27 protein-coding genes and 1 other RNA gene are annotated in these 26,236 nt (G+C 62.0%); 12 read left to right on the plus strand and 16 right to left on the minus strand.

Annotated elements, in window-relative coordinates; translation table 11 throughout:
- Nucleotides 1-46: 46 nt before the first annotated feature.
- From infB to rimP, 4 genes are all read right to left on the minus strand, one after another.
- The gene (gene infB, locus U5G49_RS22560) at nucleotides 47-2,800 is read right to left on the minus strand and encodes a translation initiation factor IF-2 (RefSeq protein WP_018244261.1); all 2,754 of its coding nucleotides are present in this window, start codon (nucleotides 2,798-2,800) and stop codon (nucleotides 47-49) included.
- A 101-nt stretch (nucleotides 2,801-2,901) separates the two neighbouring features.
- Nucleotides 2,902-3,594 (minus strand): RNA-binding protein, encoded by a 693-nt coding sequence (locus U5G49_RS22565; RefSeq protein WP_017989926.1) that lies wholly within the window; start codon nucleotides 3,592-3,594, stop codon nucleotides 2,902-2,904.
- A complete protein-coding gene (gene nusA / locus U5G49_RS22570) occupies nucleotides 3,591-5,192 on the minus strand; it encodes a transcription termination factor NusA (RefSeq protein WP_018244263.1) in 1,602 nt (533 codons plus the stop codon). Before nusA ends, U5G49_RS22565 begins: the two co-directional genes overlap by 4 nt.
- A gap of 60 nt (nucleotides 5,193-5,252) precedes the next feature.
- Complete coding sequence (gene rimP, locus U5G49_RS22575) at nucleotides 5,253-5,858, minus strand: ribosome maturation factor RimP (RefSeq protein ID WP_018244264.1); 606 nt, start codon at nucleotides 5,856-5,858, stop codon at nucleotides 5,253-5,255.
- A 198-nt stretch (nucleotides 5,859-6,056) separates the two neighbouring features.
- Here rimP and U5G49_RS22580 point away from each other — a divergent pair, with 198 nt between their 5' ends.
- Both U5G49_RS22580 and U5G49_RS22585 read left to right on the plus strand, forming a co-directional pair.
- On the plus strand, nucleotides 6,057-7,736 hold the full coding sequence (locus U5G49_RS22580; protein ID WP_193446488.1) for an MFS transporter: 1,680 nt from the start codon (nucleotides 6,057-6,059) through the stop codon (nucleotides 7,734-7,736).
- A 23-nt stretch (nucleotides 7,737-7,759) separates the two neighbouring features.
- Nucleotides 7,760-8,215 carry a GNAT family N-acetyltransferase gene (locus U5G49_RS22585; protein WP_193446522.1) on the plus strand — a complete coding sequence of 152 codons (456 nt, stop codon included), beginning with the start codon at nucleotides 7,760-7,762 and terminating at the stop codon, nucleotides 8,213-8,215.
- Nucleotides 8,216-8,221: 6 nt separating this feature from the next.
- Here U5G49_RS22585 and U5G49_RS22590 read toward each other — a convergent pair whose 3' ends face one another.
- Both U5G49_RS22590 and recR read right to left on the minus strand, forming a co-directional pair.
- The gene (locus U5G49_RS22590; protein ID WP_193446487.1) at nucleotides 8,222-9,484 is read right to left on the minus strand and encodes a lytic murein transglycosylase; all 1,263 of its coding nucleotides are present in this window, start codon (nucleotides 9,482-9,484) and stop codon (nucleotides 8,222-8,224) included.
- Nucleotides 9,481-10,086 carry a recombination mediator RecR gene (gene recR / locus U5G49_RS22595; RefSeq protein ID WP_003555792.1) on the minus strand — a complete coding sequence of 202 codons (606 nt, stop codon included), beginning with the start codon at nucleotides 10,084-10,086 and terminating at the stop codon, nucleotides 9,481-9,483. Before recR ends, U5G49_RS22590 begins: the two co-directional genes overlap by 4 nt.
- A gap of 57 nt (nucleotides 10,087-10,143) precedes the next feature.
- Between recR and U5G49_RS22600 the strand changes: the two genes are divergently transcribed.
- The gene (locus U5G49_RS22600) at nucleotides 10,144-10,758 is read left to right on the plus strand and encodes an MOSC domain-containing protein (protein WP_193446486.1); all 615 of its coding nucleotides are present in this window, start codon (nucleotides 10,144-10,146) and stop codon (nucleotides 10,756-10,758) included.
- A gap of 25 nt (nucleotides 10,759-10,783) precedes the next feature.
- Here U5G49_RS22600 and U5G49_RS22605 read toward each other — a convergent pair whose 3' ends face one another.
- The 3 genes from U5G49_RS22605 to ffs all read right to left on the minus strand — a co-directional run bounded on the left by U5G49_RS22605 (nucleotide 10,784) and on the right by ffs (nucleotide 13,149).
- Nucleotides 10,784-11,107, minus strand: coding sequence for a YbaB/EbfC family nucleoid-associated protein (locus tag U5G49_RS22605; RefSeq protein ID WP_018244269.1), 324 nt, complete (start codon nucleotides 11,105-11,107; stop codon nucleotides 10,784-10,786).
- 22 nt (nucleotides 11,108-11,129) lie between these two features.
- Nucleotides 11,130-13,007, minus strand: a complete 1,878-nt coding sequence (locus U5G49_RS22610; RefSeq protein WP_193446485.1) for a DNA polymerase III subunit gamma/tau — start codon at nucleotides 13,005-13,007, stop codon at nucleotides 11,130-11,132.
- A 45-nt stretch (nucleotides 13,008-13,052) separates the two neighbouring features.
- An RNA gene (gene ffs, locus U5G49_RS22615) (signal recognition particle sRNA small type) lies at nucleotides 13,053-13,149 on the minus strand.
- A gap of 89 nt (nucleotides 13,150-13,238) precedes the next feature.
- On the opposite strand from ffs, the gene U5G49_RS22620 reads away from it, so the two are divergent.
- From U5G49_RS22620 to U5G49_RS22640, 5 genes are all read left to right on the plus strand, one after another.
- Nucleotides 13,239-13,649 carry an HIT domain-containing protein gene (locus U5G49_RS22620; RefSeq protein ID WP_026242289.1) on the plus strand — a complete coding sequence of 137 codons (411 nt, stop codon included), beginning with the start codon at nucleotides 13,239-13,241 and terminating at the stop codon, nucleotides 13,647-13,649.
- On the plus strand, nucleotides 13,646-14,605 hold the full coding sequence (gene nudC / locus U5G49_RS22625) for an NAD(+) diphosphatase (protein WP_018244271.1): 960 nt from the start codon (nucleotides 13,646-13,648) through the stop codon (nucleotides 14,603-14,605). Before U5G49_RS22620 ends, nudC begins: the two co-directional genes overlap by 4 nt.
- 4 nt (nucleotides 14,606-14,609) lie before the next feature.
- Nucleotides 14,610-15,305 (plus strand): helix-turn-helix transcriptional regulator, encoded by a 696-nt coding sequence (locus U5G49_RS22630; RefSeq protein ID WP_018448015.1) that lies wholly within the window; start codon nucleotides 14,610-14,612, stop codon nucleotides 15,303-15,305.
- A 71-nt stretch (nucleotides 15,306-15,376) separates the two neighbouring features.
- Nucleotides 15,377-15,637 carry a hypothetical protein gene (locus U5G49_RS22635; RefSeq protein ID WP_018244273.1) on the plus strand — a complete coding sequence of 87 codons (261 nt, stop codon included), beginning with the start codon at nucleotides 15,377-15,379 and terminating at the stop codon, nucleotides 15,635-15,637.
- A gap of 195 nt (nucleotides 15,638-15,832) precedes the next feature.
- Nucleotides 15,833-16,201, plus strand: coding sequence for a VOC family protein (locus U5G49_RS22640; RefSeq protein WP_003555800.1), 369 nt, complete (start codon nucleotides 15,833-15,835; stop codon nucleotides 16,199-16,201).
- 24 nt (nucleotides 16,202-16,225) lie between these two features.
- On the opposite strand, the gene U5G49_RS22645 is transcribed toward U5G49_RS22640, so the two are convergent.
- Nucleotides 16,226-17,080, minus strand: coding sequence for a prephenate dehydratase (locus tag U5G49_RS22645; RefSeq protein ID WP_018070385.1), 855 nt, complete (start codon nucleotides 17,078-17,080; stop codon nucleotides 16,226-16,228).
- Nucleotides 17,081-17,090: 10 nt separating this feature from the next.
- A complete protein-coding gene (locus U5G49_RS22650; RefSeq protein WP_018244275.1) occupies nucleotides 17,091-17,846 on the minus strand; it encodes a 3-deoxy-manno-octulosonate cytidylyltransferase in 756 nt (251 codons plus the stop codon).
- 154 nt (nucleotides 17,847-18,000) lie between these two features.
- Between U5G49_RS22650 and U5G49_RS22655 the strand changes: the two genes are divergently transcribed.
- On the plus strand, nucleotides 18,001-18,564 hold the full coding sequence (locus tag U5G49_RS22655) for a c-type cytochrome (protein ID WP_018244276.1): 564 nt from the start codon (nucleotides 18,001-18,003) through the stop codon (nucleotides 18,562-18,564).
- Nucleotides 18,565-18,692: 128 nt separating this feature from the next.
- Here the strand turns inward: U5G49_RS22655 and U5G49_RS22660 are convergent, their stop codons facing one another.
- Nucleotides 18,693-19,640, minus strand: coding sequence for an AEC family transporter (locus U5G49_RS22660; protein WP_003555804.1), 948 nt, complete (start codon nucleotides 19,638-19,640; stop codon nucleotides 18,693-18,695).
- A gap of 515 nt (nucleotides 19,641-20,155) precedes the next feature.
- On the opposite strand from U5G49_RS22660, the gene U5G49_RS22665 reads away from it, so the two are divergent.
- A complete protein-coding gene (locus tag U5G49_RS22665; RefSeq protein WP_018244277.1) occupies nucleotides 20,156-21,148 on the plus strand; it encodes an adenosine kinase in 993 nt (330 codons plus the stop codon).
- On the opposite strand, the gene U5G49_RS22670 is transcribed toward U5G49_RS22665, so the two are convergent.
- Nucleotides 21,141-21,680 (minus strand): SH3 domain-containing protein, encoded by a 540-nt coding sequence (locus U5G49_RS22670; RefSeq protein ID WP_193446484.1) that lies wholly within the window; start codon nucleotides 21,678-21,680, stop codon nucleotides 21,141-21,143. The two genes, U5G49_RS22665 and U5G49_RS22670, sit on opposite strands and share 8 nt — an antisense overlap.
- 185 nt (nucleotides 21,681-21,865) lie before the next feature.
- Here U5G49_RS22670 and U5G49_RS22675 point away from each other — a divergent pair, with 185 nt between their 5' ends.
- Nucleotides 21,866-22,867: a 2-hydroxyacid dehydrogenase gene (locus tag U5G49_RS22675; protein WP_018244279.1), complete on the plus strand. Its 1,002-nt coding sequence runs from the start codon at nucleotides 21,866-21,868 to the stop codon at nucleotides 22,865-22,867.
- 13 nt (nucleotides 22,868-22,880) lie between these two features.
- Here U5G49_RS22675 and U5G49_RS22680 read toward each other — a convergent pair whose 3' ends face one another.
- The 3 genes from U5G49_RS22680 to recF are packed head-to-tail and all read right to left on the minus strand — an operon-like array spanning nucleotide 22,881 to nucleotide 25,311.
- Nucleotides 22,881-23,369 (minus strand): GNAT family N-acetyltransferase, encoded by a 489-nt coding sequence (locus U5G49_RS22680; RefSeq protein WP_193446483.1) that lies wholly within the window; start codon nucleotides 23,367-23,369, stop codon nucleotides 22,881-22,883.
- On the minus strand, nucleotides 23,366-24,190 hold the full coding sequence (locus U5G49_RS22685) for a molybdopterin-synthase adenylyltransferase MoeB (protein WP_130653387.1): 825 nt from the start codon (nucleotides 24,188-24,190) through the stop codon (nucleotides 23,366-23,368). Before U5G49_RS22685 ends, U5G49_RS22680 begins: the two co-directional genes overlap by 4 nt.
- Nucleotides 24,187-25,311 carry a DNA replication/repair protein RecF gene (gene recF, locus U5G49_RS22690; RefSeq protein WP_193446482.1) on the minus strand — a complete coding sequence of 375 codons (1,125 nt, stop codon included), beginning with the start codon at nucleotides 25,309-25,311 and terminating at the stop codon, nucleotides 24,187-24,189. The genes U5G49_RS22685 and recF overlap by 4 nt, the downstream gene beginning before the upstream one ends.
- 449 nt (nucleotides 25,312-25,760) lie before the next feature.
- On the opposite strand from recF, the gene U5G49_RS22695 reads away from it, so the two are divergent.
- Nucleotides 25,761-26,126, plus strand: a complete 366-nt coding sequence (locus U5G49_RS22695) for a helix-turn-helix domain-containing protein (RefSeq protein WP_018244283.1) — start codon at nucleotides 25,761-25,763, stop codon at nucleotides 26,124-26,126.
- Nucleotides 26,127-26,236 lie beyond the last annotated feature (110 nt).

The following is a 26,236-nucleotide window of genomic DNA, read 5'->3' on the forward strand; positions in this document are numbered from 1 at the left end:
CATCCGCCGGTGGCGGATGGCTTTCGGAAAGCTCAGGCGCAGCAGTTTAGAGCGTGCGCGTGATATGCTCGACGCGGAAGCACTCGATGACGTCGCCGGCGCGCATGTCTTCGTAGTTTTCGAAGGCCATGCCGCATTCCTGACCCATCGGCACTTCGGACACTTCGTCCTTGAAGCGCTTGAGCGTCTTGAGCTTGCCTTCGTGAACGACAACGTCGTTGCGGATGAGGCGGACGCCCGCACCACGTTCGACCTTGCCTTCGACGACACGGCAGCCTGCGACCTTGCCGACCTTGGTGATGTTGAACACCTCGAGGATCTCGGCATTGCCGATGAAGGTTTCGCGCCGTTCCGGAGACAAGAGGCCCGACATCGCTGCCTTCACGTCATCCACGAGGTCGTAGATGATGTTGTAGTAGCGGATTTCGATGCCTTCGCGTTCGGCGAACTGGCGTGCCTGCGTATTCGCACGAACGTTGAAGCCGATGATGGCCGCGTTCGAGGCTTCGGCGAGCGAGATATCCGACTCGGTGATGCCGCCGGCACCCGAATGGACGATGCGGGCGCGGACCTCGTCGGTGCCGAGCTTCTCCAGCGCGCCGGCAATCGCTTCGATCGAGCCCTGCACGTCGCCCTTGATGACCAGCGGGAACTCCTTGATGCCGACGCTCTGGCGCTGCATCATCATCTGTTCCAGCGAACCGCGCTGTCCCGACTGGCGGGCAGCCGCCTTGTCGCGGGCCAGACGCTGACGATACTCCGAGATTTCGCGGGCGCGGCTTTCGCTTTCGACGACGGCGAACTTGTCACCCGCCTGCGGCGTACCGGACAGACCGAGAACCTCGACCGGCGTTGCCGGACCGGCTTCCTTCACATGGTCGCCCTTGTCGGTGACGAGAGCGCGCACACGGCCCCAGACGTCGCCGGCGACGATGATCTGGCCCGGACGCAGCGTGCCCTTCTGGACGAGCACGGTCGCGACCGAACCACGGCCACGATCGAGCTGGGCTTCGATAACCGTTCCTTCCGCGGTCCGGTTCGCATTGGCCTTGAGATCGAGAATTTCCGCCTGCAGCAGGATTGCCTCGAGCAGCTTGTCGAGGTTCTTGCCGGTCTTGGCCGAAACCTCGACGTCAAGCACTTCACCGCCCATGGATTCCACGAAGACTTCGTGCTGCAGCAGCTGGTTACGGACCTTCTGCGGATCAGCCTCGTGCTTGTCGACCTTGTTGATCGCCACGATGATCGGAACACCGGCCGCCTTGGCGTGGTTGATCGATTCGATCGTCTGCGGCATCACGCTGTCGTCGGCTGCGACGACCAGGATCGCGATGTCGGTCGCCTGCGCACCGCGGGCACGCATTGCCGTGAAGGCGGCGTGGCCGGGCGTATCGATGAAGGTGATCTTCTGACCGTTCTGCTCCACCTGATAGGCGCCGATATGCTGCGTGATGCCACCGGCTTCGCCGGAGACCACGTTGGCATGGCGGATGGCGTCGAGCAGCGAGGTCTTGCCGTGGTCGACATGGCCCATGATGGTAACGACGGGCGGGCGCGAAACCAGTTCGCCATCCTCGTCGGAGACGTTGAAGATGCCGAGTTCGACGTCGGATTCCGACACGCGCCTGACCGTATGGCCGAATTCGCCGGCGATGAGTTCGGCAAGGTCGGCGTCAATGACGTCGCCCGGCTTCATCATCTGGCCTTCCTTCATCAGGTACTTGATGACGTCGACGGCGCGTTCGGACATGCGCTGCGACAGTTCCTGAATGGTAATGGTCTCGGGCAGAACCACCTCGCGGGAGATCTTCTCGCGGGTTTCCTGCATCTGACCGCGGCGGAACTTCTCCTGCCGGCGACGCATCGCCGAGAGCGAACGACCGCGGGCATTGTCCTCGCCGTCCACGTTGGCAGTGGTGATCGTCAACTTGCCGCGACGGCGCTCTTCGTCCGTCTTCGGACGCGTGGTGACCGGCTTTGCGGGTTCCGGGCGAACGACGCGGCCACGGACCGGACCGCCGCGCGCTGCGCCACGATCGTCGTCTTCCTTTTCCTCGCGACGGCCGCGAACGGCGCCGGGGACGGCAGCGCCGGGTGCCGGACGGGCAGCCGGTGCTCCAGCCGCATCGGACCGGCGTGCAGCCGGTGCCGACGATGCGGGCTGCGGCGGCCGTGGCGCGTCGGAGCGTGCTTCGGTCGGAGCCGGTTCTGCGACTGCGGGTTCTGCGACAGCGGGTGCCTCAGCCTGCCGGATAGCCTCTTCAGCGGCCCTGCGGGCAGCTTCTTCCGCTTCGGCGGCCTTGCGGATCACCTCTTCGGCGGCACGGCGCTTTTCTTCCTCGGCGCGGCGGATCGCATCCTGGGCGTCACGCGCCTGGGAGTCGGCAAGCGCCCGGCGCCGGGCGTCCATCTCTTCCGGCGACAGATGGTTCAGCACCACCGGGCGCGGACGATCGTTCTGGCGCGGCGGCTGGTGAGACTGCTGCGGCGGACGCTGGTTCGTCTGGTTGTTGTTGCCCTGCTGAACCCGCGGAGCCGGCGTCGGCTGCTGCGGACGCGCCTGCACGGGTGCGGGCGCCGGTTCGGCTGCGCGGACGGGGGCCGCCGGAGCGACGGGCGTGATCGGCTTTTCATCTTCCGGGCGCATCGGGCGCCGCTTACGGGTCTCGACGACGACCGCCTTGGTGCGACCTCGACCCATATCCTGGCGAACGGTGCCCTGGCTCATCCCCGATGGTTTCAGGGTGAGTGTCTTTTTGCCCGCTACGCTGATTGTCTTGTCGTCGTTACTATCGGTCATTCGTTCCCGTTCCTTCGGACAGGGAGCGATGACTAGATCAGACCCTGTCGTTCAATACTGTCGATCAATGAGTATGGGACCGGCCGATGCCGGTGACCGCCTCATTGTTTTTGCCGGCCAGCGCCGCCCGCTGCCCGGGACTGACCGCCAATACGGTACTGTTCGAGCATCTTTGCGCGCTTCACTACACCTTCACCCGCCTGCCCTGCAAGCACTGCGGCATGGATAAAAGCATTCTGGCCCATCAGGCCTTCCATTTCGCTCTCCGAGAAGAGACGGAAGGAAGGTATCTCCTCCTCGGTCTCCATTCCGAGGTGCCAGGCCTTGCGGGCCTGGTCGATTTTCCGGACGCCGTCGTCCGCTGCCCCAGTCGCGTGGAACACCGCAAGGGCTGCTCCGCTTCTAACCGCGGCATCCACTTTCGAGGATCCACTGACGAACTGGCCGGCTTTCCGCGCCATATTCATCATCTGCATCAGTTGCGCCGCGAGCAGCCGATCGACACTCGCGCCGAGATCGTCCGCCGCCTTTACATCCGTCTTCAGTGCACGGGCGAAGAGCTTCTTCGCCACTGCCCTGTCGACCAGCGACCGGTCGATCTTCACCCAGCATCCACGTCCCGGAAGCTCGCGCTTCAGGTCGGCGACAACTGTACCATCGGGAGCGGCGACGAAGCGGATCAGCTCTTCCGGCGATCCGCTTTCGCGCGTCACGATACACATGCGTCCGTTCACGTCATAACCTGCAAGATCGTCGTCCTCGAGAGGAGCGTCCGGTTCATGCGCGGTCATCATGCTTCTTGTTCGGCTTCGGTGACCTCTTCTTCGGTCCCCTTATCCAGGTCCTCTTGCGTGATCCAGCCGGCCGAAAGGCGGGCCTGGACGATCATCTGTTCTGCTTCGACGCGCGACACGTCGAACTTCGAGAACAGGCCCTCGAACTTCTTCGTTTCGCCGTTCTTGCGCTCCGTCCAGCCGACGAGATCGTCGGCAGCACAACCGGCAAAGTCCTCGATCGTCTTGATGCCGTCTTCGCCGAGCGCCACCATCATCTGGGCGGTCATGCCGTTGATTTCACGCAGTTCGTCCTGAACACCGAGCGCCTTGCGCTTCTCGTCCATCTCGGCTTCGAGACGCTCGAGGAACTCGCGGGCGCGCTGCTGGATTTCCTGCGCCGTTTCCTCGTCGAAACCGTCGATCGAAGAGATTTCGTCGAGATCGACATAAGCCAGTTCTTCAACCGCGGCAAAACCTTCCGAAGCCAGAACCTGGCCGACCATCTCGTCGACATCAAGCGAATCCATGAACAGGTTGGTGCGCTCGTTGAATTCCTTCTGGCGGCGTTCCGATTCCTCGGCCTCCGTCATGATGTCGATATCCCAGCCGGTCAGCTGTGAGGCGAGGCGGACGTTCTGGCCGCGGCGGCCGATCGCAAGCGACAGCTGCTCGTCGGGAACGACGACTTCGATACGCTCTGCATCCTCATCGAGAACGACCTTGGCGACTTCGGCCGGCTGCAGGGCGTTGACGACGAACGTCGCCGGGTCCTGCGACCATGGAATGATGTCGATCTTCTCGCCCTGGAGCTCGCCGACGACGGCCTGAACGCGCGAGCCGCGCATACCGACGCAGGCGCCAACCGGATCGATCGAGCTGTCGTTCGAGATCACCGCAATCTTGGCGCGCGAACCCGGATCGCGGGCGACCGACTTCACCTGGATGATGCCGTCGTAAATCTCCGGCACTTCCATGGTGAAGAGTTTCACCATGAACTGCGGATGCGTGCGCGACAGGAAGATCTGCGGGCCGCGCTGCTCGCGACGGACATCATAGACATAGGCACGGACGCGATCGCCATAGCGGACGTTTTCGCGCGGGATCATTTCATCGCGGCGGATGATGCCTTCGCCACGGCCGAGATCGACGATGACGTTGCCGTATTCGACGCGCTTGACGGTACCGTTGACGATTTCGCCGACGCGATCCTTGAATTCGTCGAACTGGCGGTCACGCTCGGCTTCACGCACCTTCTGCACGATCACCTGCTTGGCCGACTGTGCGGCGATACGGCCGAAATCCATCGGCGGCAGCGGATCGGCAATGAAGTCGCCGAGTGCGGCGTCCGGGTTGCGGTCGCGGGCAAGCTCCAGCGGGATCTGCGTCGAATAATCCTCGGCCTTCTCGACGACTTCAAGCAGGCGCTGCAGACGGATTTCGCCGGTCTTCGGATTGATGTCGGCCCGGATGTTGGACTCGGTGCCGTAACGGGAGCGTGCCGCCTTCTGGATGGCATCGGCCATTGCGGCCAGCACGATCTCGCGGTCGATGACTTTTTCGCGCGCCACTGCATCTGCGATCTGCAGAAGTTCGAGCCGGTTCGCACTGACTGCCATTGTCTTGTTTCTCCGTCTTTACTCGCCGGGTTCCCGTCCCTAGAGCGGTCTGTTGATCGGTTATTCTTCGTCTTCTGCTTCGTTCTGGTTGGCGGCCTGGGCTTTCGCCAGCTTATCGGCGCGCAACGCATCGCGGATCAGGTCGTCGGTCAGAATGAGCTTCGCATCGCTAAGCGCCGTGAAGGGAATGGTGACCTTCTGCTCTTCCCCATAGGCAACCTGGTCACGCTCGAGCGTGAAACCATCTGCGCCTGCTTCGACGATCTTGCCGCGGAAGCGCTTGCGATTGTCGATCAAGATCGACGTCTCGCATTTCACAAGGTGGCCCTGCCAGCGGACGAAATCGGATTTCCGCACCATCGGACGGTCGATGCCGGGCGAAGACACTTCCAGATGATACTCTTTATCGATCGGATCTTCCACATCGAGGACGGGAGAAATCGCCATCGAGACTTCTTCGCAATCCTGAACCGACATCGTGCCGTCGTTGCGTTCGGCCATAACCTGCATCGTCGCGCCGTTCTGGTTCAGCATACGGACGCGGATAAGCCTAAAGCCGATGCCGACGAGAACGGGTTCGATGATATCGGCAAGACGCTGGTCGAGCCCTGTTTCGGTAATCAGCCGCGGCTCAAGTTCGTTGTCTGCGTTTGTCATGTCCGACAAGCGGTGCGCTCCTCGCAATTTCATGCTGTTTAAGCGATCGCGGTAATAAAAAAGAGCGGGTCCTTGCGGCCCACTCTTCATCAAGCGATCAAGAATTTGAGAGGCATATAGTCGGGTTTTTCCGAAATTGCAAGGTCTGCGACCGATTCGGCCAATTCGCTTCCGGCGACGTGAACAGGCCTATGGCCAGCGCCGGTCTTGCGCATATATTGCCGTTGGCGCGCAATAACAAAAGCGGGAGAAATCGTGGCCTACACTTCGTCGACATTGGCGCCTTTGCGGCACGATACCTACCGCACCATCTGGTTTGCGAGCCTTTCTTCGAATTTCGGCGGCCTGATCCAGGCGGTCGGCGCCGCCTGGATGATGACGACGATCACCGCCTCGGAGGACATGGTCGCACTGGTGCAGACCTCGACGGCGCTGCCGATCATGCTGTTTTCGCTGATATCGGGCGCGCTGGCCGACAATTATGACCGCCGCCGGGTCATGCTGACGGCGCAGTGCATGATGCTCACCGCCTCGGCGCTGCTGACGGCCTCCGCCCTCCTCGGCTGGATTACGCCCTGGCTGCTGCTCTTCTTCACCTTCCTGATCGGCTGCGGCACCGCGCTCAACAATCCCTCCTGGCAGGCCTCGGTCGGCGACATGGTGCCGCGCGCCGATCTGCCGGCCGCCGTCACGCTGAACAGCATGGGTTTCAACATCACCCGCAGCGTCGGCCCGGCAATCGGCGGCGTCATCGTGGCGGCTGCCGGCGCGGCCGCGGCCTTCGCGGTGAACACGCTGAGTTACCTCGCCTTGATCTATGCCCTGCTGCGCTGGCGGCCAGCCGCGCCCGTCTCGACCCTGCCGCGCGAGGCGCTCGGCAGCGCCATCTTCGCCGGCCTGCGTTACGTCTCGATGTCGCCCAATCTCGAAAAGGTTCTCGTCAGAGGGCTGCTCTTCGGCATCGGCGCCAGCTCGATCCTGGCGCTGCTGCCGGTCGTCGCCCTCGATCTCGTTGCCGGCGGGCCGCTGACCTATGGTTTCATGCTCGGCGCCTTCGGCATCGGCGCGATCGGCGGCGCCGTGCTGAATGCCAGGCTTCGCGAGGTGCTTTCCAGCGAGATGATCATCCGCCTCTCCTTTGCCGGCTTTGCACTGAGTGCTGTCATCGCAGCCTTCAGCCCGAGTGCCGTCCTCACCTCTGCCGGGCTGCTCGTCTCCGGCGCCTGCTGGGTCTCCGCACTTTCGCTCTTCAACACCATCGTTCAGCTTTCGACGCCGCGCTGGGTGGTCGGCCGGGCGCTGTCGCTTTATCAGACCGTCACCTTCGGTGGCATTGCCGGCGGCAGCTGGCTGTGGGGCATTGCCGCCGATCGCTATGGCGTTGCCGATGCGCTGCTGATGTCATCCGTCGTCATGCTGCTCGGCATCGCCATCGGCCTGCGTTTTTCGATGCCGGCCTTCGCCTCGCTCAATCTCGACCCGCTGAACCGCTTCACCGAGCCGGCTCTCAGTCTCGATATCACGCCACGCAGCGGGCCGATCGTCATCCAGGTCGATTACGAGATTGCCGATGAGGACCTTGCCGAGTTCATGGAGTTGATGGGCGAGCGCCGCCGTATCCGCATCCGCGACGGCGCCCGCAACTGGGCGCTGATGCGTGATCTCGAAAACCCCAGCCTTTGGACGGAAACCTACCACACGCCGACCTGGGTCGAATACATAAGACACAACCAGCGGCGCACGCAGGCCGATGCCGAAAACACCGACAGGCTTCGTGCGCTTCACCGCGGTGAAGGTCCGCTGCATGTCCACCGGATGATCGAACGCCAGGCCATTCCACCGGGTGACGACGTTTTCCACAAGGCGCCGATCGATCTGCATCATTGAGACCAGCTATGCATAGATCAAGCATGTACAAATTCAGGCTCGCCCGCCCGTCCGATCTTGCTGCCATCGTCCGGCTTCTGGCCGATGACGATCTCGGCGGCACCAGGGAGATCGTTTCGGATCCCGTCGACGCGCGTTATCTCTCGGCCTTCGCGGCGATCGAGGCGGACGCCAATCAGCTTCTGGCCGTCGCAACCGATGCGGCCGATCGGGTCGTCGGCTGCCTGCAGCTGAGTTTTGTTCCCAGTCTTTCGAGGACGGGCATGTGGCGCGGCCAGATCGAAAGCGTGCGTGTCGCAAGCGATCTTCGCGGCTCAGGCCTCGGCTCGCACTTCATCGAATGGGCGATCGCCCAATGCGCCGAGCGTGGCTGTGGCCTCGTGCAGCTGACATCGGACAAGACGCGGGGGGATGCGATCCGCTTCTACGAGAAGCTCGGTTTCGTCGCCAGCCATGAAGGTTTGAAACGCATTCTCTGAAGCCGGTTACTTCAGCTTGCCCTTCATCGTGGCCTCCGGAAAACATGTCGGCTTCATGCCGTTCTTTGCCTGCCACTGGCCGATCGAGCGCCGCGTCTTGTAGCCCGGCAGGCCGTCGGAACCGCCGACATCATAGCCCTGCCGTTCCAGCGCCTTCTGCATGGCGGCGACATCCGAGCGCAGCATCTTGCCGACATCGCCCCATCTGCCCTGGAAGGCGGCGCCATTATAAGCGATCCGGTCGGCGAGATTGCCGATATAGAGCGCGTAGAGATCGGAATTATTATATTCCTTGATGATGTAGAAATTCGGGGTGACGATGAATTCCGGTCCGTCGCGGCCGGCCGGCACCAGCATCATGCCCTCAGCCTTCATCTCGCCTGAAGGAAAGCCCTTGCCGGAGATGCGGTCGATGCCGAGTGAGGCCCAGTGCGACAGCGGCTTTGCCAGATCGGGTCCCTCCTGTGCGCAGGAGACCGCCTCCGGTATCGACACCTCGAAGCCCCAGTCGCGGCCGCGCTGCCAGCCTTTTTTGACCAGGTAATTGGCGATCGAGGCGAGTGTATCGGGCACCGAGGTCCAGATATTGCGGTGACCGTCACCATCGAAATCCACCGCATATTTCAGATAGCTCGTCGGCATAAATTGCGGCTGGCCGAGTGCGCCCGCCCACGAACCCTTGAAATCGGCAGGTGTGACGTCGCCGCCGTCGAGAATATGGAGTGCGGCCACCAGCTCGGTGCGGAACATCTCCTTGCGCGTCGACATGAAGGCCTTGGTCGCCAGCACCTCGATCGCCGAATTCGGGATCTTCGCCGCACCGAAGCCCGTCTCCCGGCCCCAGATAGCCAGCACGATCGAGCCCGGCACGCCATAGGTCTTTTCGATCCGCTTCAGCGTCGAGCCATATTGGGCGGCAAAGCCGCGTCCCGTTGCGGCAAGCTTCTTCAGTTGGTCTTCGTTGAAATAGGGAGCGGGTGAGGAAAATTCGGCCTGTGTCTGCTTCTGTTCCTTCGGCGGCGGGAAGCCCGGCGGAGCGAGATCGGGCAAGTTCCAGTTCAGCGTGATGCCGGAGAAAGCGGCTTGAAAGACCTTCTCCGAAATGCCGTTGGCCTTCGCGTCCGGCCAGAGGTCGCTCTGCACCCATTTCTCGAACTGCGCCTCGACATCGGCTTTCGAAGAGGCCGCATAACAGGAGAGGGGCAGGAGAGCTGCCGCCAACGCGAGTGCGAATATCCCCGTGCTCTTCGGCGTAGACAAACCCCTCATATCACCGTCCGCGCCCGAAGTGCCGCCGCAAGCGTGCCCTCGTCGAGATAGTCGAGTTCGCCGCCGACCGGCACGCCATGCGCCAGCCGTGTGATCTTCACGTCGAGCCCCTGCAACTGGTCGGTGATGTAATGCGCCGTCGTCTGTCCTTCGACCGTGGCATTGACTGCGATGATCAGTTCCCGGATGCCGCCTTCGCCGACCCGGTCGATCAGGCCGCGAATGTTAAGATCGTCAGGACCGACCCCGTCGAGCGGTGACAGCGTGCCGCCGAGCACATGATAGGCGGCGTTCATCGCGCCCGCCCGCTCCAGCGCCCAGAGATCCGAGACGTCCTCGACGACAATGATGACGGATTGATCGCGTTGCGTGTCGGTGCAGACAATGCAGGGATCGACCGTATCGACATTGCCGCAGCGCGAGCAGATCTTCACCTTGTCATAGGCCTCGCCCATCGCATTCGACAGCGGGCCGAGAAGTTGGTCCTTCTTCTTGATCAGATGCAGTGCCGCCCGGCGCGCCGAGCGCGGCCCGAGGCCCGGCACCTTTGCCAGAAGCTGGATGAGTTTTTCGATTTCGGGGCCGGTGACTCGTTTTGCCATGCGCCGTTCTTAACTGATATGGAACGGAAACGGAATCGCGGAAGGATTGCCCGTCCCATGAAAATCCTGGCCTTGTGCACCGGCAATCCCGAAAGACTGCCGGGCAAAAGCTACAAGACCGGCATCTTCAAACAACCCGTCAATGGCGCGGTGATGATCGATGATGAAGGTCTTGTCGGCGATGCGATCTGCAACCGCAAACACCATGGCGGCGTCGACCAGGCTGTTTATGTCGAGGGATCGCTGACACTCGACTGGTGGAGCAGGGAGCTCGGCAGGCCTTATGAGCCCGGCACTTTCGGCGAAAACATGGTGATATCGCATCTCGACAATCGCGTCGCAGTCGGCGACCGTTTCGTCGCCGGCGATTTCGTCCTCGAAGTCACGTCATGCCGCATTCCCTGCGCCACCTTCGCGGCCAGGATGGCCGATCCGACATTCGTCAAGCGCTATACGGACGCCGCCCGTCCCGGCATCTATTGCCGCGTCATCAAAGGCGGTGTGGTCGAGGCCGGAATGCCGGTCGACCATCGGCTCTTTACGGGAGAGAAGGTGACGATGCCGGAGCTGATGAAAACCCTTGGCCGGCGGCTTTCGGAGGCGGACTGGGCGCGATATCTCGCCTCACCGATCCACTACAAGCTGAGAGCGTTGTTGGAAGCCGGGCGCTGACCACTGGGCATAGGCGGCGTATAGATCAAAACGGCAGCTTGAAGCCGGGCGGGATCGGCAGGCCGGCCGTCAGTGCCTTGGTCTTTTCGGCGGCCAGCGCCTCGGCCTTGTCCTTGGCGTCCTTGTGGGCGGCGACGATCAGGTCCTCGAGAATCTCGACGTCGTCTTCCTTGAACAGCGACGGGTCGATCTTCAGGCTCTTCAGCTCGCCCTTGCCCGTGATGATGACGGTGACGAGCCCGCCGCCCGCCTTGCCTTCGGCCGTGAGCTCGGCGATCTCCGCCTGCATCTGCTCCATCTTGGCCTGCATTTCCTTGACTTTGCCCATCATGCCCATGATGTCGCGCATCGTCTCGCTCCTTCTTGAAACCTCAGAATTCTATGTCGTCGCCCGGCAGGATGTCACCTTCCTCGGATTCGGCGGCGGCCGGCGGCGTCGCCTCGCCTTCCTCCTCCGGTTCGGGCGCCCGTACGCGCACGTCAATGATCTTGGCACCGGGGAAATGCGCAAGGATTGCCGCTACGTCAGGGTCCTGGCGCGCGTCGATCACATGCTGTTCCCGGGTCCTGGCCTCCGCTTCGACAAGCGTCGGCTGGCCCTCGTCGCGGCTGAGGCTGACGATCCAGTGGATGCCGGTCCATTCCTTCAGTTTGACGGCAAGCTCGTTGAGCAGTGTCGTCGGCGCACCGGGAGCCAGGCTGACGTCGAGCCGGCCGGCTTCGATCCGCACGGGGCGCAGGAAGGTGCGCACCATCGCCTTCAGCTTCGGATCGCGTTTCTCGGTGGCGAGGTTGACGATATCATTGACCGTATTGACCGGGACGAGCGGCTTCAGGGCTTCCGCCGGTTTTGGCTCGATCCGCCCGACAGACATCGTCTCGGGCTGGCGGCTCGGCACGGCACGCAGCATCGCCACCGGCGCCGAAGGCTGTGGCGGGCTCGGTGCGGCTTCCGCGGCGCGCGCCGCGACACTATTCTGATAGGAAACCCGTGTTCCGTTGCCGCCGCCATTGCCGGACGGCGGAGAGGCGGGCCGGGGGCCGGCATTGTCGCTGGAAAATTCGGCAAGCCGCCGCGCCGCATCCTCGGGTGCCGGCAGATGCGCGGCATGTGCAAGCCGGATCAGCACCATCTCGGCGGCCCCTGCCGTCCGCGACGAGCCTTCCGTTTCCGGAATGCCCTTCAGCAGCATCTGCCAGATGCGCGACAGCGTCGTCACCGCAACGCCCTTGGCGAATTCCGCCGCCTTGGTGCGCTCGACCTCGCTGAGCGAAGGATCGTTTGCCGCATCCGGCACATATTTCAGCCGCGTCACCAGATGGGTGAAATCGGCAAGGTCGGTCAGCACCACCACCGGATTGGCGCCGGCTTCGTATTGGTTCTGGAACTCGCCGAGTGCGGCGGCCACATCGCCTTTGACGATATGCTGGAAGAGATCGACGATCCGGGCGCGATCGGCAAGGCCGAGCATGCCGCGCACGGCTTCCGCCTGCACGACGCCCGCGCCATGGGCGATCGCCTGGTCGAGCAGCGACAGGCCGTCGCGCGCCGAACCTTCGGCAGCACGCGCGATCATCGCCAGCGCGTCGGCTTCCGCCTCGATGCCTTCCTTGGCGGCGATCGTCGTGAACAGCCCGACGAGGTCGGAGGCGCTGATGCGGCGCAGGTCGAAACGCTGGCAGCGCGACAGCACGGTGATCGGAACCTTGCGGATTTCGGTAGTGGCGAAGATGAATTTCACATGCTCCGGCGGCTCTTCCAGCGTCTTCAACAGGCCGTTAAAGGCCTGCGTCGACAGCATATGCACTTCGTCGATGATATAGACCTTGTAGCGCGCCGAAACCGGTCGGTACCGCACCTGCTCGATGATCTCGCGGATATCGTCGATACCGGTATGGGAGGCGGCATCCATCTCGATCACGTCGACATGCCGGCCTTCCATGATCGCCTGGCAGTGCTCGCCCGGCGTGCGAAGGTCGATCGTCGGCTTGTCGATTTCCGATGTCTTGTAGTTCAGCGCCCGCGCCAGGATGCGCGCCGTCGTCGTCTTGCCGACACCGCGCACACCCGTCAGCATATAGGCTTGCGCGATGCGGCCGGTTTCGAAGGCGTTGGTGAGGGTACGGACCATCGGCTCCTGGCCGACCATCAAGTCCGTGAAATCCTTGGGGCGGTATTTGCGAGCCAGCACCCGGTATCCGGTGCCCGTCGAGGCGGCATCTTTTGATTGTCGCTCGGTGTCGCTCATCGCCCTGCTTGTCGCCCGGATCGTCGGGCACTTCGTGGAGAGAAGGTGGGAGGCTGGCACGATGACCCGTGCCGGGCTCGTTAGGGCTGCTTCCTTCCGGACCTGACCCGGTTGGCGAGTGGCTCGTCCACCACCAACCTCCCGGATGCACATATCGGCAATATCGTCATCAAAAGCAAGCCAACATGCAAAAAAACTGCTAGTCGTTGGAAAACATGAGGAGAATGCCCTTTGAAAGGTTTCGCGCTCGACCCTCGGCTGGAAAACGACAGCGTCAGCATCATGGTCACCGGTCTCTGCGATCTGAGATTGTCGAGGGATGCCCGCTGGCCCTGGCTCATTCTCGTGCCGCGCCGGGCTGGTATCACCGAAATCTTCGAGCTGACGCCGCTCGACCAGGTGCTGCTTGCCTTCGAGACGGAGCTGGTCGCCAAGGCGCTGAAGGAGATCACCGGCGCGACAAAAATCAATGTCGGGGCTCTTGGCAATATCGTCCGCCAGCTTCATGTTCATATCATTGCCCGCTTCGAAGGCGATGCCAACTGGCCGGGTCCCGTCTGGGGCTTCGGGCGCGCGGAGCCCTACGAGGACGGAAAGAGAGACGAATTTATAGCGAAGCTGCGGGAAGCCCTTTCATCATGAGTCATTCGCTTTTCGATTCGGATGTGCCGCATCCGGAACCCAGCAATCTCACGGCCTTTGCCGCCAACGACCTCAATCGCGATTCCGAACATCGCGATGAACAATCCGTCGAAAAGGCGCTGGCAAAGGAAGGCACCCATATCTTCGCCTTCGCGGGGGATAAGCTGGTGCTGAAGCATGACGGCCAGGTGCTCGACCCGCTCTTTGCCCGCTATGAGCTGCAGGGATTGCAGCCGGATTGGGATGAAACGGTGCTTCTCGGCTACCGCAAGACCGGCGAGCCGCGCCTTGCCGTTCCCGTCGGCATCGATGTCGACGACCTCACCAGCCAGTACAAGCCTGCCGACGGCCGCACGCTGTTTCGCGAAATGCTGATCGACGAAGTGTTGCTCGGTGAATTCGCCCAGGCCGCAAGCCTCATCCGCTGGAACGGCGACAATCGCTTCTGCGGCCGCTGCGGCTCGGCGATGGAGATCCACATCGGCGGCTACAAGCGTGTCTGCGCCGCCTGCGAGCACATGATCTTCCCCCGAACCGACCCCGTGGTCATCATGCTGACGGTCGATGAGCAGCGTGACCTCTGCCTGCTCGGCCGCAGCCCGCATTTCGCGCCCGGCATGTATTCTTGTCTTGCCGGCTTCCTCGAACCCGGCGAGACCATCGAGAACGCCGTGCGTCGCGAAACGCTGGAGGAATCGGGCATCCGCACCGGCCGCATCCGCTACCACGCCTCGCAGCCCTGGCCGATGCCGCATTCGCTGATGATCGGTTGTTACGCCGAGGCGAAATCCACTGAAATCAGCCGCGACGAGACGGAACTGGAGGATTGCCGCTGGTTCACCCGCGAGGAAACGATCGAGATGCTGGAACGCCCGAGCGCGACAGGCAAGGCCTCGCCGCCGAAAGGGGCGATCGCCCACCGCCTGATGCGTGACTGGGTGGAGTGGAAGCGGTAGCGCCATGCCGGTCGCCCGCTCGGAACGGCTGCTGACGCTGCTCCAGACGCTCCGGCGTTACCGGCGGCCGGTGACCGGCTCGGTGCTCGCTGAGGAGACCGGTGTCAGCCTGCGCACGCTCTATCGCGATATTGCCAGCCTGCAGGCCCAGGGCGCGATGATCGAAGGCGAAGCCGGCATCGGTTATGTGCTGAAGCCCGGTTTCATGCTGCCGCCGATGATGTTTTCCGAAGAAGAGCTGGAGGCATTGGTGCTCGGCTCGCGCTGGGTTGCCCGCGCCGCCGAGCCGCGCCTTGCCGGCGCTGGCGCCGACGCGCTGGCCAAGATTGCCGCCGTGCTGCCGGCCGATATGCGCGAGATGATCGATTCGGCAGCGCTTTTCGTCGGCCCTAAACGCAGGGACGAGGACAAGGCCGATGTCTCGGCCATCCGTAGGGCGATCCGCCTGGAGCGTATCCTCGAACTGCATTATGGCGACGAGCAGGGTCGTATTTCGCGCCGCCGCGTCTGGCCCTTCGCGCTCGGCTATTTCGAGCATGTGCGCGTCCTCATGGCCTGGTGCGAACTGCGCCAGGATTTTCGCCATTTCCGCACCGATCGCATCATCGATATGGCGTTGCATGAGGGGCGTTATCCGCGCCGCCGCACGGTGCTCCTCAAGGAATGGCGCGAGACGCAGGACGTGCCGATGGAGAACTGAACGCTGCTGCCATAAACTGTCAGCAGATGGAGTTATTATCAGTGCCAATCCACCAGGAAGGAGTACTGATCATGGTAACGCCTCCAGCCATTCATTTCACCAACGACCGTTTTGCGGCCGAGGCCTTTGCCGATGTCATTTCGGCCGAGACTTTTGCCGATGTTCGCCAGTCAGCGCCGTCCGGCCTGCTGGACCTGGTCATGAACATTTTCCGATTTCGCAGAGGAGACCGCACCGGCCTCGACCTTGAAGCGACACCGGATTACTTGAAGCGCGACCTCGGCTTCATCGACGGACGCGACCCGCGCTGCGAGGACCGTTTTCCGCTCTAAAGCATATCGCGCAAAAGTGTGCAGCGGTTTTGCGACAACGACATGCGCGACCGCTTTAGGCCGCCCATCCTTATCAACACTCTGCCCGACGAGAACGGGGCGTTGCGATCGCAACGCCCTCGGTAGTCTGCTGCCATAATCTGTCAGCAGACGAGGCCTCTCGCGGCGCCATTCTTAAATAACGGGAGAACCGAAATGACCAGCCCCAATCTCATCATTCTTTACGTCAAGGACCCCGGTGAAAGCGCCAGTTTCTACCGGAACCTGCTCAATCGCGAACCGGCCGTGGAGGCGCCGAATTTCGTCGCTTTTCCGCTCGAGGGTGGCTTCACGCTCGGTCTCTGGCGGCGCAGCAAGGTCGAACCGCAGCCCTCCGCCATCGGCAACCGCGGCGAAGTGGCCTTCATGGTCGAGGGAGAAAATGCTGTCGCCAGACATTATGAGGACTGGCGCCAGCGCGGTCTGCCGATCGCCCAGGAACTGACCGAACTGGATTTCGGCCCGACCTTCGTCGTGCTCGATCCGGATGGGCATCGGCTGCGTGTCTGTGAGCCGGATAAATAATTCAGGCGACTTGCGGGGCTTGCCTTACAGCAGGCCTCGCATCGCATGCCCCTTGTAGACCCCGAGGATGCGGACTTTCTCGGAAAAGAACCGCAGTTCCTCCAACGCCCGGCGCACGTTCGGATCGTTCGGATGGCCTTCGATATCGGCATAAAACTGCGTCGCCACGAATTTTCCGCCGAGCTGGTAGCTTTCGAGCTTCGTCATGTTGATGTTGTTGGTGGCAAAACCGCCGAGCGCCTTGTAGAGCGCGGCCGGAATGTTGCGGACGTTGAAGACGAAGGTGGTGACGACCTTTTCTTCCGCCGAATTCCGCTGCGCCCATTCCTCGTCGCGGGACAGGACGACGAAACGGGTGACATTGTTTTCGGTATCCTCGACATTTTCGGCAATGATCTCGAGCCCGTAGAGATCGGCGGCAAGGCGTGGTGCCAAGGCGGCCATCGAGCGGTCGCCGGTTTCCTTGACGAGTTTTGCCGCCCCTGCCGTATCGCCGGCGATCACCGGTTTCCAGCCGTTGGCGCGAACGATCTTCCGGCACTGGCCGAGCGCGTGGATATGGCTGTGCACCGTGCGGATCTCGTCCTTGGTGACACCGGGCAGCACCATCAGCTGGAAGCGGATCGGCATGAAATATTCGCCGATAATGTGCAGCCGCGACTCCGGCAGCAGATGGTGGATATCGGCGACGCGCCCGGCAATCGTGTTCTCGATCGGGATCATCGCGATATCGGCGTCGCCGTTGTCGACCGCCGTGAACGCATCCTCGAAGGTCTGACAGGGCAGCGGCTCCATGGTCGGAAACATGTCGCGGCTGGCCATATCGGAATTGGCGCCGAATTCGCCCTGGAAGGCGATCCTGTTGGTCTTGATGTTCATGATGGTTCCGTCAGTTCGACTTTGCGGAGAGGATGCGCCGCGCTTTTTCGAGGTCGGCCGGAGTATCGACACCGAGCGGAACCGTGTCAACGATCTCGGCGTCGATGCGCATGCCGGCTTCCAGCGCCCGTAGCTGCTCCAGCGATTCGCGCTTTTCGAGCGTCGAAGGACCGAGCGAGACGAACCGTTCGAGCGCCGCCCGCCGATAAGCATAGAGGCCGATATGGTGGTAGAGCGGCCCTTGGCCGTAAGGGGCCGTTGCCCGCGTGAAGTAGAGCGCGTGCAGCCGGGCGTCGGAAATCGGCGAGCCGACGATCTTGACGATGTGCGGCGCGGACTTGTCCTCCTCATTGTCGATTTCGGTTGTCAGCGTTCCGATATCGACCGCCTCGTTCTCGAGAGGGCGCAAAGCCGCGCGCACCGTTTCGGGATCGATCGTCGGCAGATCGCCCTGGACGTTGACGATGATTTTCGCCTTTCCGTCCGGATCGACTTTCTTCAGCGCCTCAAAGATTCGATCAGAACCCGATTGGTGGTCTACGCGGGTCATGACGACTTCGAAGCCGGCGGCGGCGACGGCATCGAACACTCGATCATCGTCGACGGCGACGACAACGCGGCCGATGGCTGCCTCCCTGGCGCGTAGCGCCACCTGGACGATCATCGGCAGGCCGCAAATATCGGCGAGCGGCTTGCCCGGAAGCCGGGTGGAGGCCATGCGCGCCGGGATCAATACGAGCACGCCGTCTAAATTTGAATCACTCATTGTTCGGGCCTTCTATTCCGGGCTGAAAAGTGTCAAAAAGTCTCACGCACAAGACCATTTAGACAGTTGCAACGATCAACCAAAAGACATAGGTTCCGCGCGATTTCAAGATGGTCCGGTTTATGGTCTGCCGGCTGCAAGGGGAGCATTGCAGATGAATTCATACGTCAATACGGCCGTGGGGGCGCTGCTCGGAACGATTTTCGTTCTGATGTCGGTCTCCATCGCGTCCGAAGGGATCTTCCATTCCGAAGCACCGGAAAAGGAAGGTTTCGCGATCGTTGCCGAAGAGGCGCCCGCCGCTGGTGGTGAGGCTGCGCCTGCCGTTGCTGTTCCGATCGCGCAATTGCTCGCTTCTGCAGATGCCAAGGCCGGTGAAACGGTCTTCAAGAAGTGTCAGGCCTGTCATGACGGCACCAAAGGGGGACCGAACAAGGTCGGTCCCAACCTCTTTGGTGTCGTAGATCGCCCGATCGCCTCGCATGAAGGCTTCGCCTATTCCGCTGCCATGAAGGATTTCTCCAAGGGCAGCAGCGAGAAGTGGACTTTCGAATTTCTCAACAAATTCCTGCTGGCGCCGAAAAAGGACGTTCCGGGCACCGCCATGGGCTTCGCCGGTCTGGCGAAGGATCAGGACCGTGCCAACGTCATTCTTTACCTGCACACGCTCGCCGATTCGCCGGTGCCGCTGCCGGATCCGAACGCCGCAACGCAGTGACGTGGCAGACAATCGCATGACATCGAAGCCCGGCCCGCAAGCCGGGCTTTTCGTTGTGCAGAGAGCCGCTTAAAGCATGTCGCGCAAAACTGTGCAGCGGTTTTGCGCTAACGACATTACGACGCGCTTTAGGCGCCGAGGAAATAGGCCCAGAGCGAGACCGTGATGGCGCCGAGCGCCGTCGTCACCGTGATCGTCGAGGCGGCGAGGCTGTGACCGACGCCGAAGCGATTGGCAATCAGCCAGGCGTTGACGCCTGTCGGGACGGAGGAAGTCAGCACGATCGCTGCCGTCCATTCGGGACTGAGACCGAGGAGATGGCTCGCCGCCCACACGCAGCCGGGCAGCAGCAGCAGCTTCAGGGTCGAGGTGACGCTGGCGATGCCGAGATTGCCGGAGACGCCGTATCTCTCCAGCGCCATGCCAAGCGATATCAGCGCCGCCGGACCGGCAATGCCGGCGATCTGCCCGACGACCGTTGCCACTGTCGTCGGCATGGTGAGACCGGAAAGGTGCATTGCCATGCCGGCCGCAAGCCCGATCACCAGCGGATTGCGCACGAGATTGACCGCGATCTGGCGAAGCACGAGCACCATGCTGCGATCGCTTTTGCCGGCGATCTTGCGCTCGGCATGCTCCATCAGGACCGTGCCGGCGACCATCATCACCGGCAGATGCACGGCAAGCAGGATCGACAGCGCCACCAGCCCTTCGTCGCCGACGGTTCGCTCGACCAGCGGCAGGCCGATGAAAATATTGTTGGCGAAGGCCGAGGAAACGCCGGCCAGCACGCCGATCCGTTCGTCGCGGCCGAAGAGGCGTGTGGCCGCGATATGGCCGGCCGTCCAGGTGATGGCAACGCCGGAAAAATAGACGATCCAGAGTCGGAAGGGCGAGGCGCCATGAAAATCCGCCTCGGCGATGGTGCGGAAGAGCAGAAGCGGCACGGCGATCTTGAAGACGAATTCGCTGAGCGCTTCGCCGACATTCGACGCCATCAATCCGCTGCGGACGATCACCCAGCCGATGAGAATCAGGATGAAGATGGGAAGGACGTCGAGAATGATGGCTGACATGGGGGAGGCTGCTCTGCGCGGGGGAGTATTCGACGTCTACAGCGCCGCGCGTCTTTTCGAGAGCCGCAAAGGACGCTGTAGCACTTTGAATTGCTGCATAATTCCTTAAATCGATTCCGATTTAAGGAATTATGCAGTAGCAGCAAACCGCTTGGATTGAAAAGGCAATCGCCGTCCAATCAGGCGCATCGGCAAAACAAAAAAAGCGGGCATAGCCCGCTTTTCCGCTCCGGTCTTGCCGGAAACCCGGATCACGAAGCTGCCAGTTCATCCGTGGTCAGCGTCGCGCCGGTAAGATCGAAGGGATCATCCCTCGTGCGCCCGGCTGCAACTGAAAGCTGCTCATGCCGGTCTTCTTGCGAGTATTTCTAGATTTGGAAGATGACAGGGACATGATGAATAGGCGGCACTTTTGCGAAGAAATAGATGCGCCATCCACCATTTATCCTTCCAAACCGCGGAAATTTCGCTAAGACCAAACCCCGGCTATCACAAAATCCGGGACCCCCCATTTCATGACAAGATTCGATGTTCTGACAGTCGGCAACGCAATCGTGGATATCATTGCCCGTTGCGACGACCAGTTCCTCATTGACAACCAGATCACCAAGGCGGCGATGAACCTCATCGATGCCGAACGCGCTGAACTCTTGTATTCGCGCATGGGACCGGCGCTCGAAGCCTCCGGCGGCAGCGCCGGCAACACGGCGGCGGGCGTGGCTAACCTCGGCGGCAAGGCTGCCTATTTCGGCAATGTCGCCGAAGATCAGCTCGGTGATATCTTTGCGCACGACATCCGCGCCCAGGGCGTCCACTACCAGACCCGGCCCAAGGGCACCTTCCCGCCGACGGCACGTTCGATGATCTTCGTCACCGAGGATGGCGAGCGCTCGATGAACACCTATCTGGGCGCTTGCGTCGAGCTCGGCCCGGAAGACGTCGAGACCGACGTCGTGGCCAACGCCAAGGTCACGTATTTCGAAGGTTATCTCTGGGATCCGCCGCGCGCCAAGGAAGCCATCCTCGATTGTGCCCGCATCGCCCATGAAAACGGCCGCGAAGTGTCGATGACGCTGTCCGACAGTTTCTGCGTCGACCGCTATCGCGGCGAATTCCTCGATCTGATGCGCTCCGGCAAGGTCGATATCGTCTTCGCCAATCGCCAGGAAGCGCTGTCGCTCTACGAGACCGACGATTTCGAGGAGGCGCTGAACAGGATCGCCGCCGATTGCAAAATCGCCGCTGTGACGATGAGCGAGAATGGTGCCGTCATCCTGAAGGGCCGTGAGCGTTTTTACGTCGATGCGATCCGGATCAAGGAAGTTGTGGATACGACGGGTGCCGGCGATTTGTTCGCCTCTGGCTTCCTCTATGGCTACACCCAGGGACGTTCTTTGGAAGATTGCGGCAAGCTCGGTTGCCTGGCTGCCGGCATCGTCATCCAGCAGATCGGCCCGCGCCCGATGACCTCGCTTTCCGAGGCAGCCAAACGGGCAGGGCTTATTTGAAGGCTTCACCAGGATAGGCGCCCCAGATCTCCGACTGCGCCACCCAGCCCGAGGCGCCGTCGGTTTCGGCGCGGCACCAGTCGCCGTTGCATTCGCCAATGGTGATCATCACGCCGGGTTCTAGCTTGGCAACGATCGAGGCAGAGGGCTGCGCCTCGCGGCGCAGATTGACATAGACGCCTTTGCCCTTGGTCTTCATCCACGGGGCGGCAATCGCCGCGCGCTGGCCGGACAACAGTGACTGGTTGACCCAGCCTTCGGTGCCGTCAGCATCACGGATGCGGCGCCAGTTGTCGTATTCCTGGATGATCTCCACCGGCAGGCCGGATTTCAGGTACATCCACGAAACGGCGTAATCCGTTCCCGGACCGATGCGCAGGTTGACGCGCTTGGATTTCAGCGTGACGAAGCGCGGCAACGGCAGTCCGCTTGGCCCCTTGGCCGCCTGCGCATGGGCGAATTCGACACTTCCCATGGATGCGGCCAGTGCGATGGCAAGGGCGAGGAAGGACTTCAGGACTTTGCTGCTCATGGAAGTTTCCGTTTGCTCGAATTCGCGGGCAGGCCCGGCCTGCTCGCGGTCCGGGCTTTGACATTCCCCGGCTGCACCGCGAGTTTTGTTTGTCTTCGCGTGCGGGTCTGGTAGAAAATGCCCGGAATGGGAAAATTATCACCCCTCTTGGTTAAAGACCTCTGAACAAGGCACCACAGGCAGCCATGACAGCGAAGAAAAAACCGAAGGTCTACATCACCCGCAAGCTGCCGGATGCCGTCGAAACCCGCATGCGTGAACTCTTCGACGCCGAGCTGAACATCGACGACGCGCCGCGTTCCGTTCCCGAGCTTATCGCCGCGGTCAAGACCGCCGACGTGCTGGTGCCGACCGTCACCGATCGCATCGACGCGGCGTTGATCGAGCAGGCGGGACCGCAGATGAAGCTGATTGCAAGCTTCTCCAATGGCACCGATCACATCGACGTCGAGGCGGCGGCGCGCAAGGGCATCACCGTTACCAACACGCCGAACGTCCTGACCGAAGACACCGCCGATATGACCATGGCGCTGATTCTCGCGGTGCCGAGAAGGCTCGGCGAAGGTGCGCGCGTGCTGACCGACAAGCCGGGTGAATGGGCAGGCTGGTCTCCCACCTGGATGCTCGGTCGGCGCATTCACGGCAAGCGAATCGGCATCGTCGGTATGGGCCGCATCGGCACGGCGGTGGCCCGCCGCGCCAAGGCTTTCGGCCTGTCGATCCACTATCACAACCGCAAGCGCGTCAATCCGGCTGTTGAGGACGAACTGGAGGCGACCTATTGGGAAAGCCTCGACCAGATGCTCGCCCGTGTCGACATCGTTTCGATCAATTGTCCGTCGACGCCGGCGACCTTCCACCTGATCTCGGCCCGCCGTCTGGCGCTGCTGCAGCCGACGGCCTATCTCGTCAACACCGCGCGCGGCGACGTGGTCGACGAAGCTGCGCTGATCAAATGCCTGAGGGAGGGCCGGATCGCCGGCGCCGGCCTCGACGTCTTCGAGAACGAGCCTGCCGTCAATCCGAAGTTGGTCAAGCTCGCCAATGAGGGCAAGGTCGTGCTGCTGCCGCATATGAGCTCGGCGACGATCGAAGGCCGCATCGACATGGGCGACAAGGTCATCATCAACATCCGCACCTTCATCGACGGTCACAGGCCGCCGAACCGCGTGCTGCCGGGTCGTTGAAAAACGCTGTAAATCAGGCGACGCAGATTGGAGGCGCAAGGACCTTGCGCATCTCGACGAATGTCGTCCTGGCAAAGCCGGGATGCGCCTTTTCGGCGGTTCTGGAAAATCCACAGGCGGCAAAGACGGCGTGATTGTCGGTGAGTTCGATCCGCGTTTCCAGCCGCAAAGCGTGAAGACCGAGCGCCGCAGCCGTTTCCTCGGCAATCGCCAGCAGCCGCTTGCCGAGGCCCTTGCCCTGCATCTCAGGCAGGACGGCGAGCTTGCCGACATAGAGACAATCGGCCTCCGGCCGCAGGAAGAGGCAGCCGATCAGCTTTTCGCCGTCGATGGCGACATGGCCGATCTCGGCCCTGGCCTTTTCGGCCAGTGACTCCGTCGTCAGCTTGAGCGCCGAAGATGGCGGGTCGATCCTGCCGTTCATCGAGGCGAAGGCGGAAAGGACGAGCGTCAGCAGTTCGTCCCAGCGCGTGAAGCTATGATCAAGACGAATAATCGTCATCCGGCTGGTCTTTGTGTTGTACGGCGTCGTTTGTAGCGAACCGTGTCGAAGCGGGCCGAGAGCGCGTCGTAGAGCAGCAACCGTCCGACCAGCGGTTCGCCGGTGACGGTGACGAGCTTGATCGCCTCCATCGCCATCATCGTGCCGATGACGCCTGTGAGCGCGCCGATGATGCCGGCCTCGGCGCAGGAGGGAATCAGACCCGCCGGCGGCGCTTCCGGAAACAGGTCGCGATATCTAGGGTTGGACGTTCCGTCCTCAGCCGTCTCATAGGGCTTGAGAACCGTCAGCGAACCATCGAAACGCCCGACGGCGCCGCTGACGAGCGGGATGCGCGCTTCTTCCGCCGCATCGGCGGCGGCATAACGCGTGTCGAAATTGTCGGAGCCATCGATCAGCAGATCGAAGCCGGAGAGCTGACGGCGGGCGGCCTCCGGGGAAAAGCGTTCCTCGAAGCGGATCAGTCGGACATGCGGATTGAGCCTGGCGATGGCGAAGGCGGCACTCTCCGTCTTCAGCTCGCCGATCGTGCCGGAATCATGGATCACCTGGCGCTGCAGGTTCGACAGCGACACCCGGTCGTCGTCGACGATACCGAGCGTGCCGACGCCGGCTGCGGCCAGATATTGCAGGACCGGTGCACCGAGGCCGCCGGCGCCGATCACCAGAACGCGGGCGGCTTTCAGTTTCTGCTGGCCGGCGCCGCCGATCTCGGGGAGCAGGATGTGGCGGTGATACCGCGCTATTTCTTCCGGGCTGAGCGGTTCCATGGCGCCGATGTTATCATGACGCCCGACGCCGGGAAAAGCCGCCTCCGTCATTCGAACACCCTTCCGTCGGAAACCGTGAAAAACTGCGCCCTGTCGCCGAGTGCTGAAAACATCGCGCGATCCGTTCCGGTCATGAAGGCCTGGCCGCCGAGCCCGTCGATAAGGTCGAACAGCGCGGCGCGTCTGTTCTCGTCGAGATGCGCTGCGATCTCGTCGAGCAGCAGGATCGGCGCATGGCCGGTGAGATTGCCGACGAGCCGCGCATGCGCAAGCACCAGGCCGACAAGCAGCGCTTTCTGCTCGCCGGTGGAGCAACGTTCCGCCTCCATAGCCTTTTCGCGGTGATGCACGATGAGATCGGCCCGGTGCGGCCCCTCGAGCGTGCGCCCTGCGCCGGCATCGCGGTAGCGGCTCTCTGCCAGCATCGCCGCGTAGTCATCCTCGAGGTCGACCGAGGGGCGCGAGAACTGACCGTCCATGAAGCCCGAGAGCTGCAGCGATGCCGAAGGGAAGGGCGAGCTCCCCCGTGTTTCCTCGATCAGCCGGGTCAGGAGGCCGAGCATCTCCTGCCGGGCGAGCGCCATGGCGATACCGAGGCTTGCCATCTGCTCCTCGATGCCGGCAAGCCAGGACGGATCGAAGCGGCCTTCGTCCAGCAATTTGTTGCGGCTGCGCGTGGCGCGCTCGAAATCGCTGGCGCGGCGGCCATGAGCGGGATCGAGTGACAGAACCAGCCGGTCGAGAAAGCGGCGCCGGTCGGAGGAGGCGCCGGTAAAGAGCCCGTCCATCGCCGGTGTCAGCCAGAGAAGGCGCAGATGGTCGGTCAGTTCGTCCGCAGTCTTTGCCGTCGTGCCATTGATGCGCAGCCTGCGGGCGATGGTCTCCTCGCTCGTTTCGATGCCGGTGCCGATCTCGACGTCGCCCTCCATGCCGTCGAGCGCGGCGAAGATCGAAAAGCCGCCGGCCGCGCCGACCCGGGTAATATCGCCATAAGCCGCGCGGCGCAGGCCGCGGCCAGGCGAAAGCAGGGAGACGGCCTCCATGAGATTGGTCTTGCCGGCGCCGTTATCTCCCGTCAGTACGGCATGCCGACCGTCAAGGGTAAGGGCCGCCGCCGCATAGTTGCGGAAGTCTGTCAGCTTCAGACGGGAAAGAGAAACCTTGTGCGGCATCGAATGTCCGGAATCGTAAAGCGTGACAGCTAAGCCGAAGCGGCGCTGATGGCAAGGCTGGCAGCTTTTTGGCCGTGGGATCGTACCGTCGGTGCTGCCGCAAGTCAGGGACGCGGCGGCTGGCGCCACCCAGGACATATATTCCAGTGATCCCGTGACCGAAGTCCTGGTGTCCGACATCTTCCCAGTGTAACGGTAGCCATGACACTTTCGAAATTCTGCTAAAAATACAACCACCGGAGATGGTCTGACATCGCCAAGCCGATACTGTCGACAGTTATTGTCAATGCCTCCCAGCTCCGGATATTCAGGGTTTGCTGCCATCCTTTAAGGCTATTGACGTAACGTAAAGCCCAAAAAAAGTCGGTTGAATTTTGCAACTTCAGGGTTGAGTTATCTGGTGCAGACGATATGGTAAACGGAACGTTTATGTATAAGAGAGTGATGAAGTGCCAGATCCGGTTGATATTATCGTCGGTCGCAACGTCAGACAGTTTCGCGCCCTTCGCCGTGTTTCCCAACTTGAGCTTGGCGAAGCACTCGGACTGACTTTCCAGCAGATCCAGAAATACGAAAAGGGAACGAACCGCGTTTCCGCCAGCAAGCTGCATCAGATCGCGGTTTTTCTCGACGTTGAGATCTCTGCTCTTTTCGAGGGCGCCGGCATGTCACCATTCGGCAGCCGTGTCGAACTCAGCCCCGACGCCTATGCGCTTGCGCTGAGCTACGACAAGCTGAACTCACCGGCAGGCAAGGAAGCGGTCAAGACCATCGTCACCCTCATGACTGGCGAAGTGGCCGAAACCGCCGCTTGATTCCACGACAGCGGCGGGCATCTTTTCGAGAGCCGCAAGGACGCTCTAGCACTTTGAATTGCTGCATGATTTTATCCCTGCATCGGTTCCGATTTAAGAAGCTATGCAGC

The organism is Rhizobium indigoferae, from assembly GCF_034554815.1.
Taxonomy (GTDB): Bacteria; Pseudomonadota; Alphaproteobacteria; order Rhizobiales; family Rhizobiaceae; genus Rhizobium; species Rhizobium leguminosarum.

Coding starts and splice junctions, on each gene's coding strand:
- infB (WP_018244261.1), bottom strand. CDS start 2,800: ATGACCGATAGTAACGACGACAAGACAATCAGCGTAGCGGGCAAAAAG.
- U5G49_RS22565 (WP_017989926.1), bottom strand. CDS start 3,594: ATGATGACCGCGCATGAACCGGACGCTCCTCTCGAGGACGACGATCTT.
- nusA (WP_018244263.1), bottom strand. CDS start 5,192: ATGGCAGTCAGTGCGAACCGGCTCGAACTTCTGCAGATCGCAGATGCA.
- U5G49_RS22585 (WP_193446522.1), top strand. CDS start 7,760: ATGTACAAATTCAGGCTCGCCCGCCCGTCCGATCTTGCTGCCATCGTC.
- U5G49_RS22590 (WP_193446487.1), bottom strand. CDS start 9,484: ATGAGGGGTTTGTCTACGCCGAAGAGCACGGGGATATTCGCACTCGCG.
- recR (WP_003555792.1), bottom strand. CDS start 10,086: ATGGCAAAACGAGTCACCGGCCCCGAAATCGAAAAACTCATCCAGCTT.
- U5G49_RS22600 (WP_193446486.1), top strand. CDS start 10,144: ATGAAAATCCTGGCCTTGTGCACCGGCAATCCCGAAAGACTGCCGGGC.
- U5G49_RS22605 (WP_018244269.1), bottom strand. CDS start 11,107: ATGCGCGACATCATGGGCATGATGGGCAAAGTCAAGGAAATGCAGGCC.
- U5G49_RS22610 (WP_193446485.1), bottom strand. CDS start 13,007: ATGAGCGACACCGAGCGACAATCAAAAGATGCCGCCTCGACGGGCACC.
- nudC (WP_018244271.1), top strand. CDS start 13,646: ATGAGTCATTCGCTTTTCGATTCGGATGTGCCGCATCCGGAACCCAGC.
- U5G49_RS22630 (WP_018448015.1), top strand. CDS start 14,610: ATGCCGGTCGCCCGCTCGGAACGGCTGCTGACGCTGCTCCAGACGCTC.
- U5G49_RS22635 (WP_018244273.1), top strand. CDS start 15,377: ATGGTAACGCCTCCAGCCATTCATTTCACCAACGACCGTTTTGCGGCC.
- U5G49_RS22640 (WP_003555800.1), top strand. CDS start 15,833: ATGACCAGCCCCAATCTCATCATTCTTTACGTCAAGGACCCCGGTGAA.
- U5G49_RS22645 (WP_018070385.1), bottom strand. CDS start 17,080: ATGAACATCAAGACCAACAGGATCGCCTTCCAGGGCGAATTCGGCGCC.
- U5G49_RS22650 (WP_018244275.1), bottom strand. CDS start 17,846: ATGAGTGATTCAAATTTAGACGGCGTGCTCGTATTGATCCCGGCGCGC.
- U5G49_RS22655 (WP_018244276.1), top strand. CDS start 18,001: ATGAATTCATACGTCAATACGGCCGTGGGGGCGCTGCTCGGAACGATT.
- U5G49_RS22660 (WP_003555804.1), bottom strand. CDS start 19,640: ATGTCAGCCATCATTCTCGACGTCCTTCCCATCTTCATCCTGATTCTC.
- U5G49_RS22665 (WP_018244277.1), top strand. CDS start 20,156: ATGACAAGATTCGATGTTCTGACAGTCGGCAACGCAATCGTGGATATC.
- U5G49_RS22670 (WP_193446484.1), bottom strand. CDS start 21,680: ATGAGCAGCAAAGTCCTGAAGTCCTTCCTCGCCCTTGCCATCGCACTG.
- U5G49_RS22675 (WP_018244279.1), top strand. CDS start 21,866: ATGACAGCGAAGAAAAAACCGAAGGTCTACATCACCCGCAAGCTGCCG.
- U5G49_RS22680 (WP_193446483.1), bottom strand. CDS start 23,369: ATGACGATTATTCGTCTTGATCATAGCTTCACGCGCTGGGACGAACTG.
- U5G49_RS22685 (WP_130653387.1), bottom strand. CDS start 24,190: ATGACGGAGGCGGCTTTTCCCGGCGTCGGGCGTCATGATAACATCGGC.
- recF (WP_193446482.1), bottom strand. CDS start 25,311: ATGCCGCACAAGGTTTCTCTTTCCCGTCTGAAGCTGACAGACTTCCGC.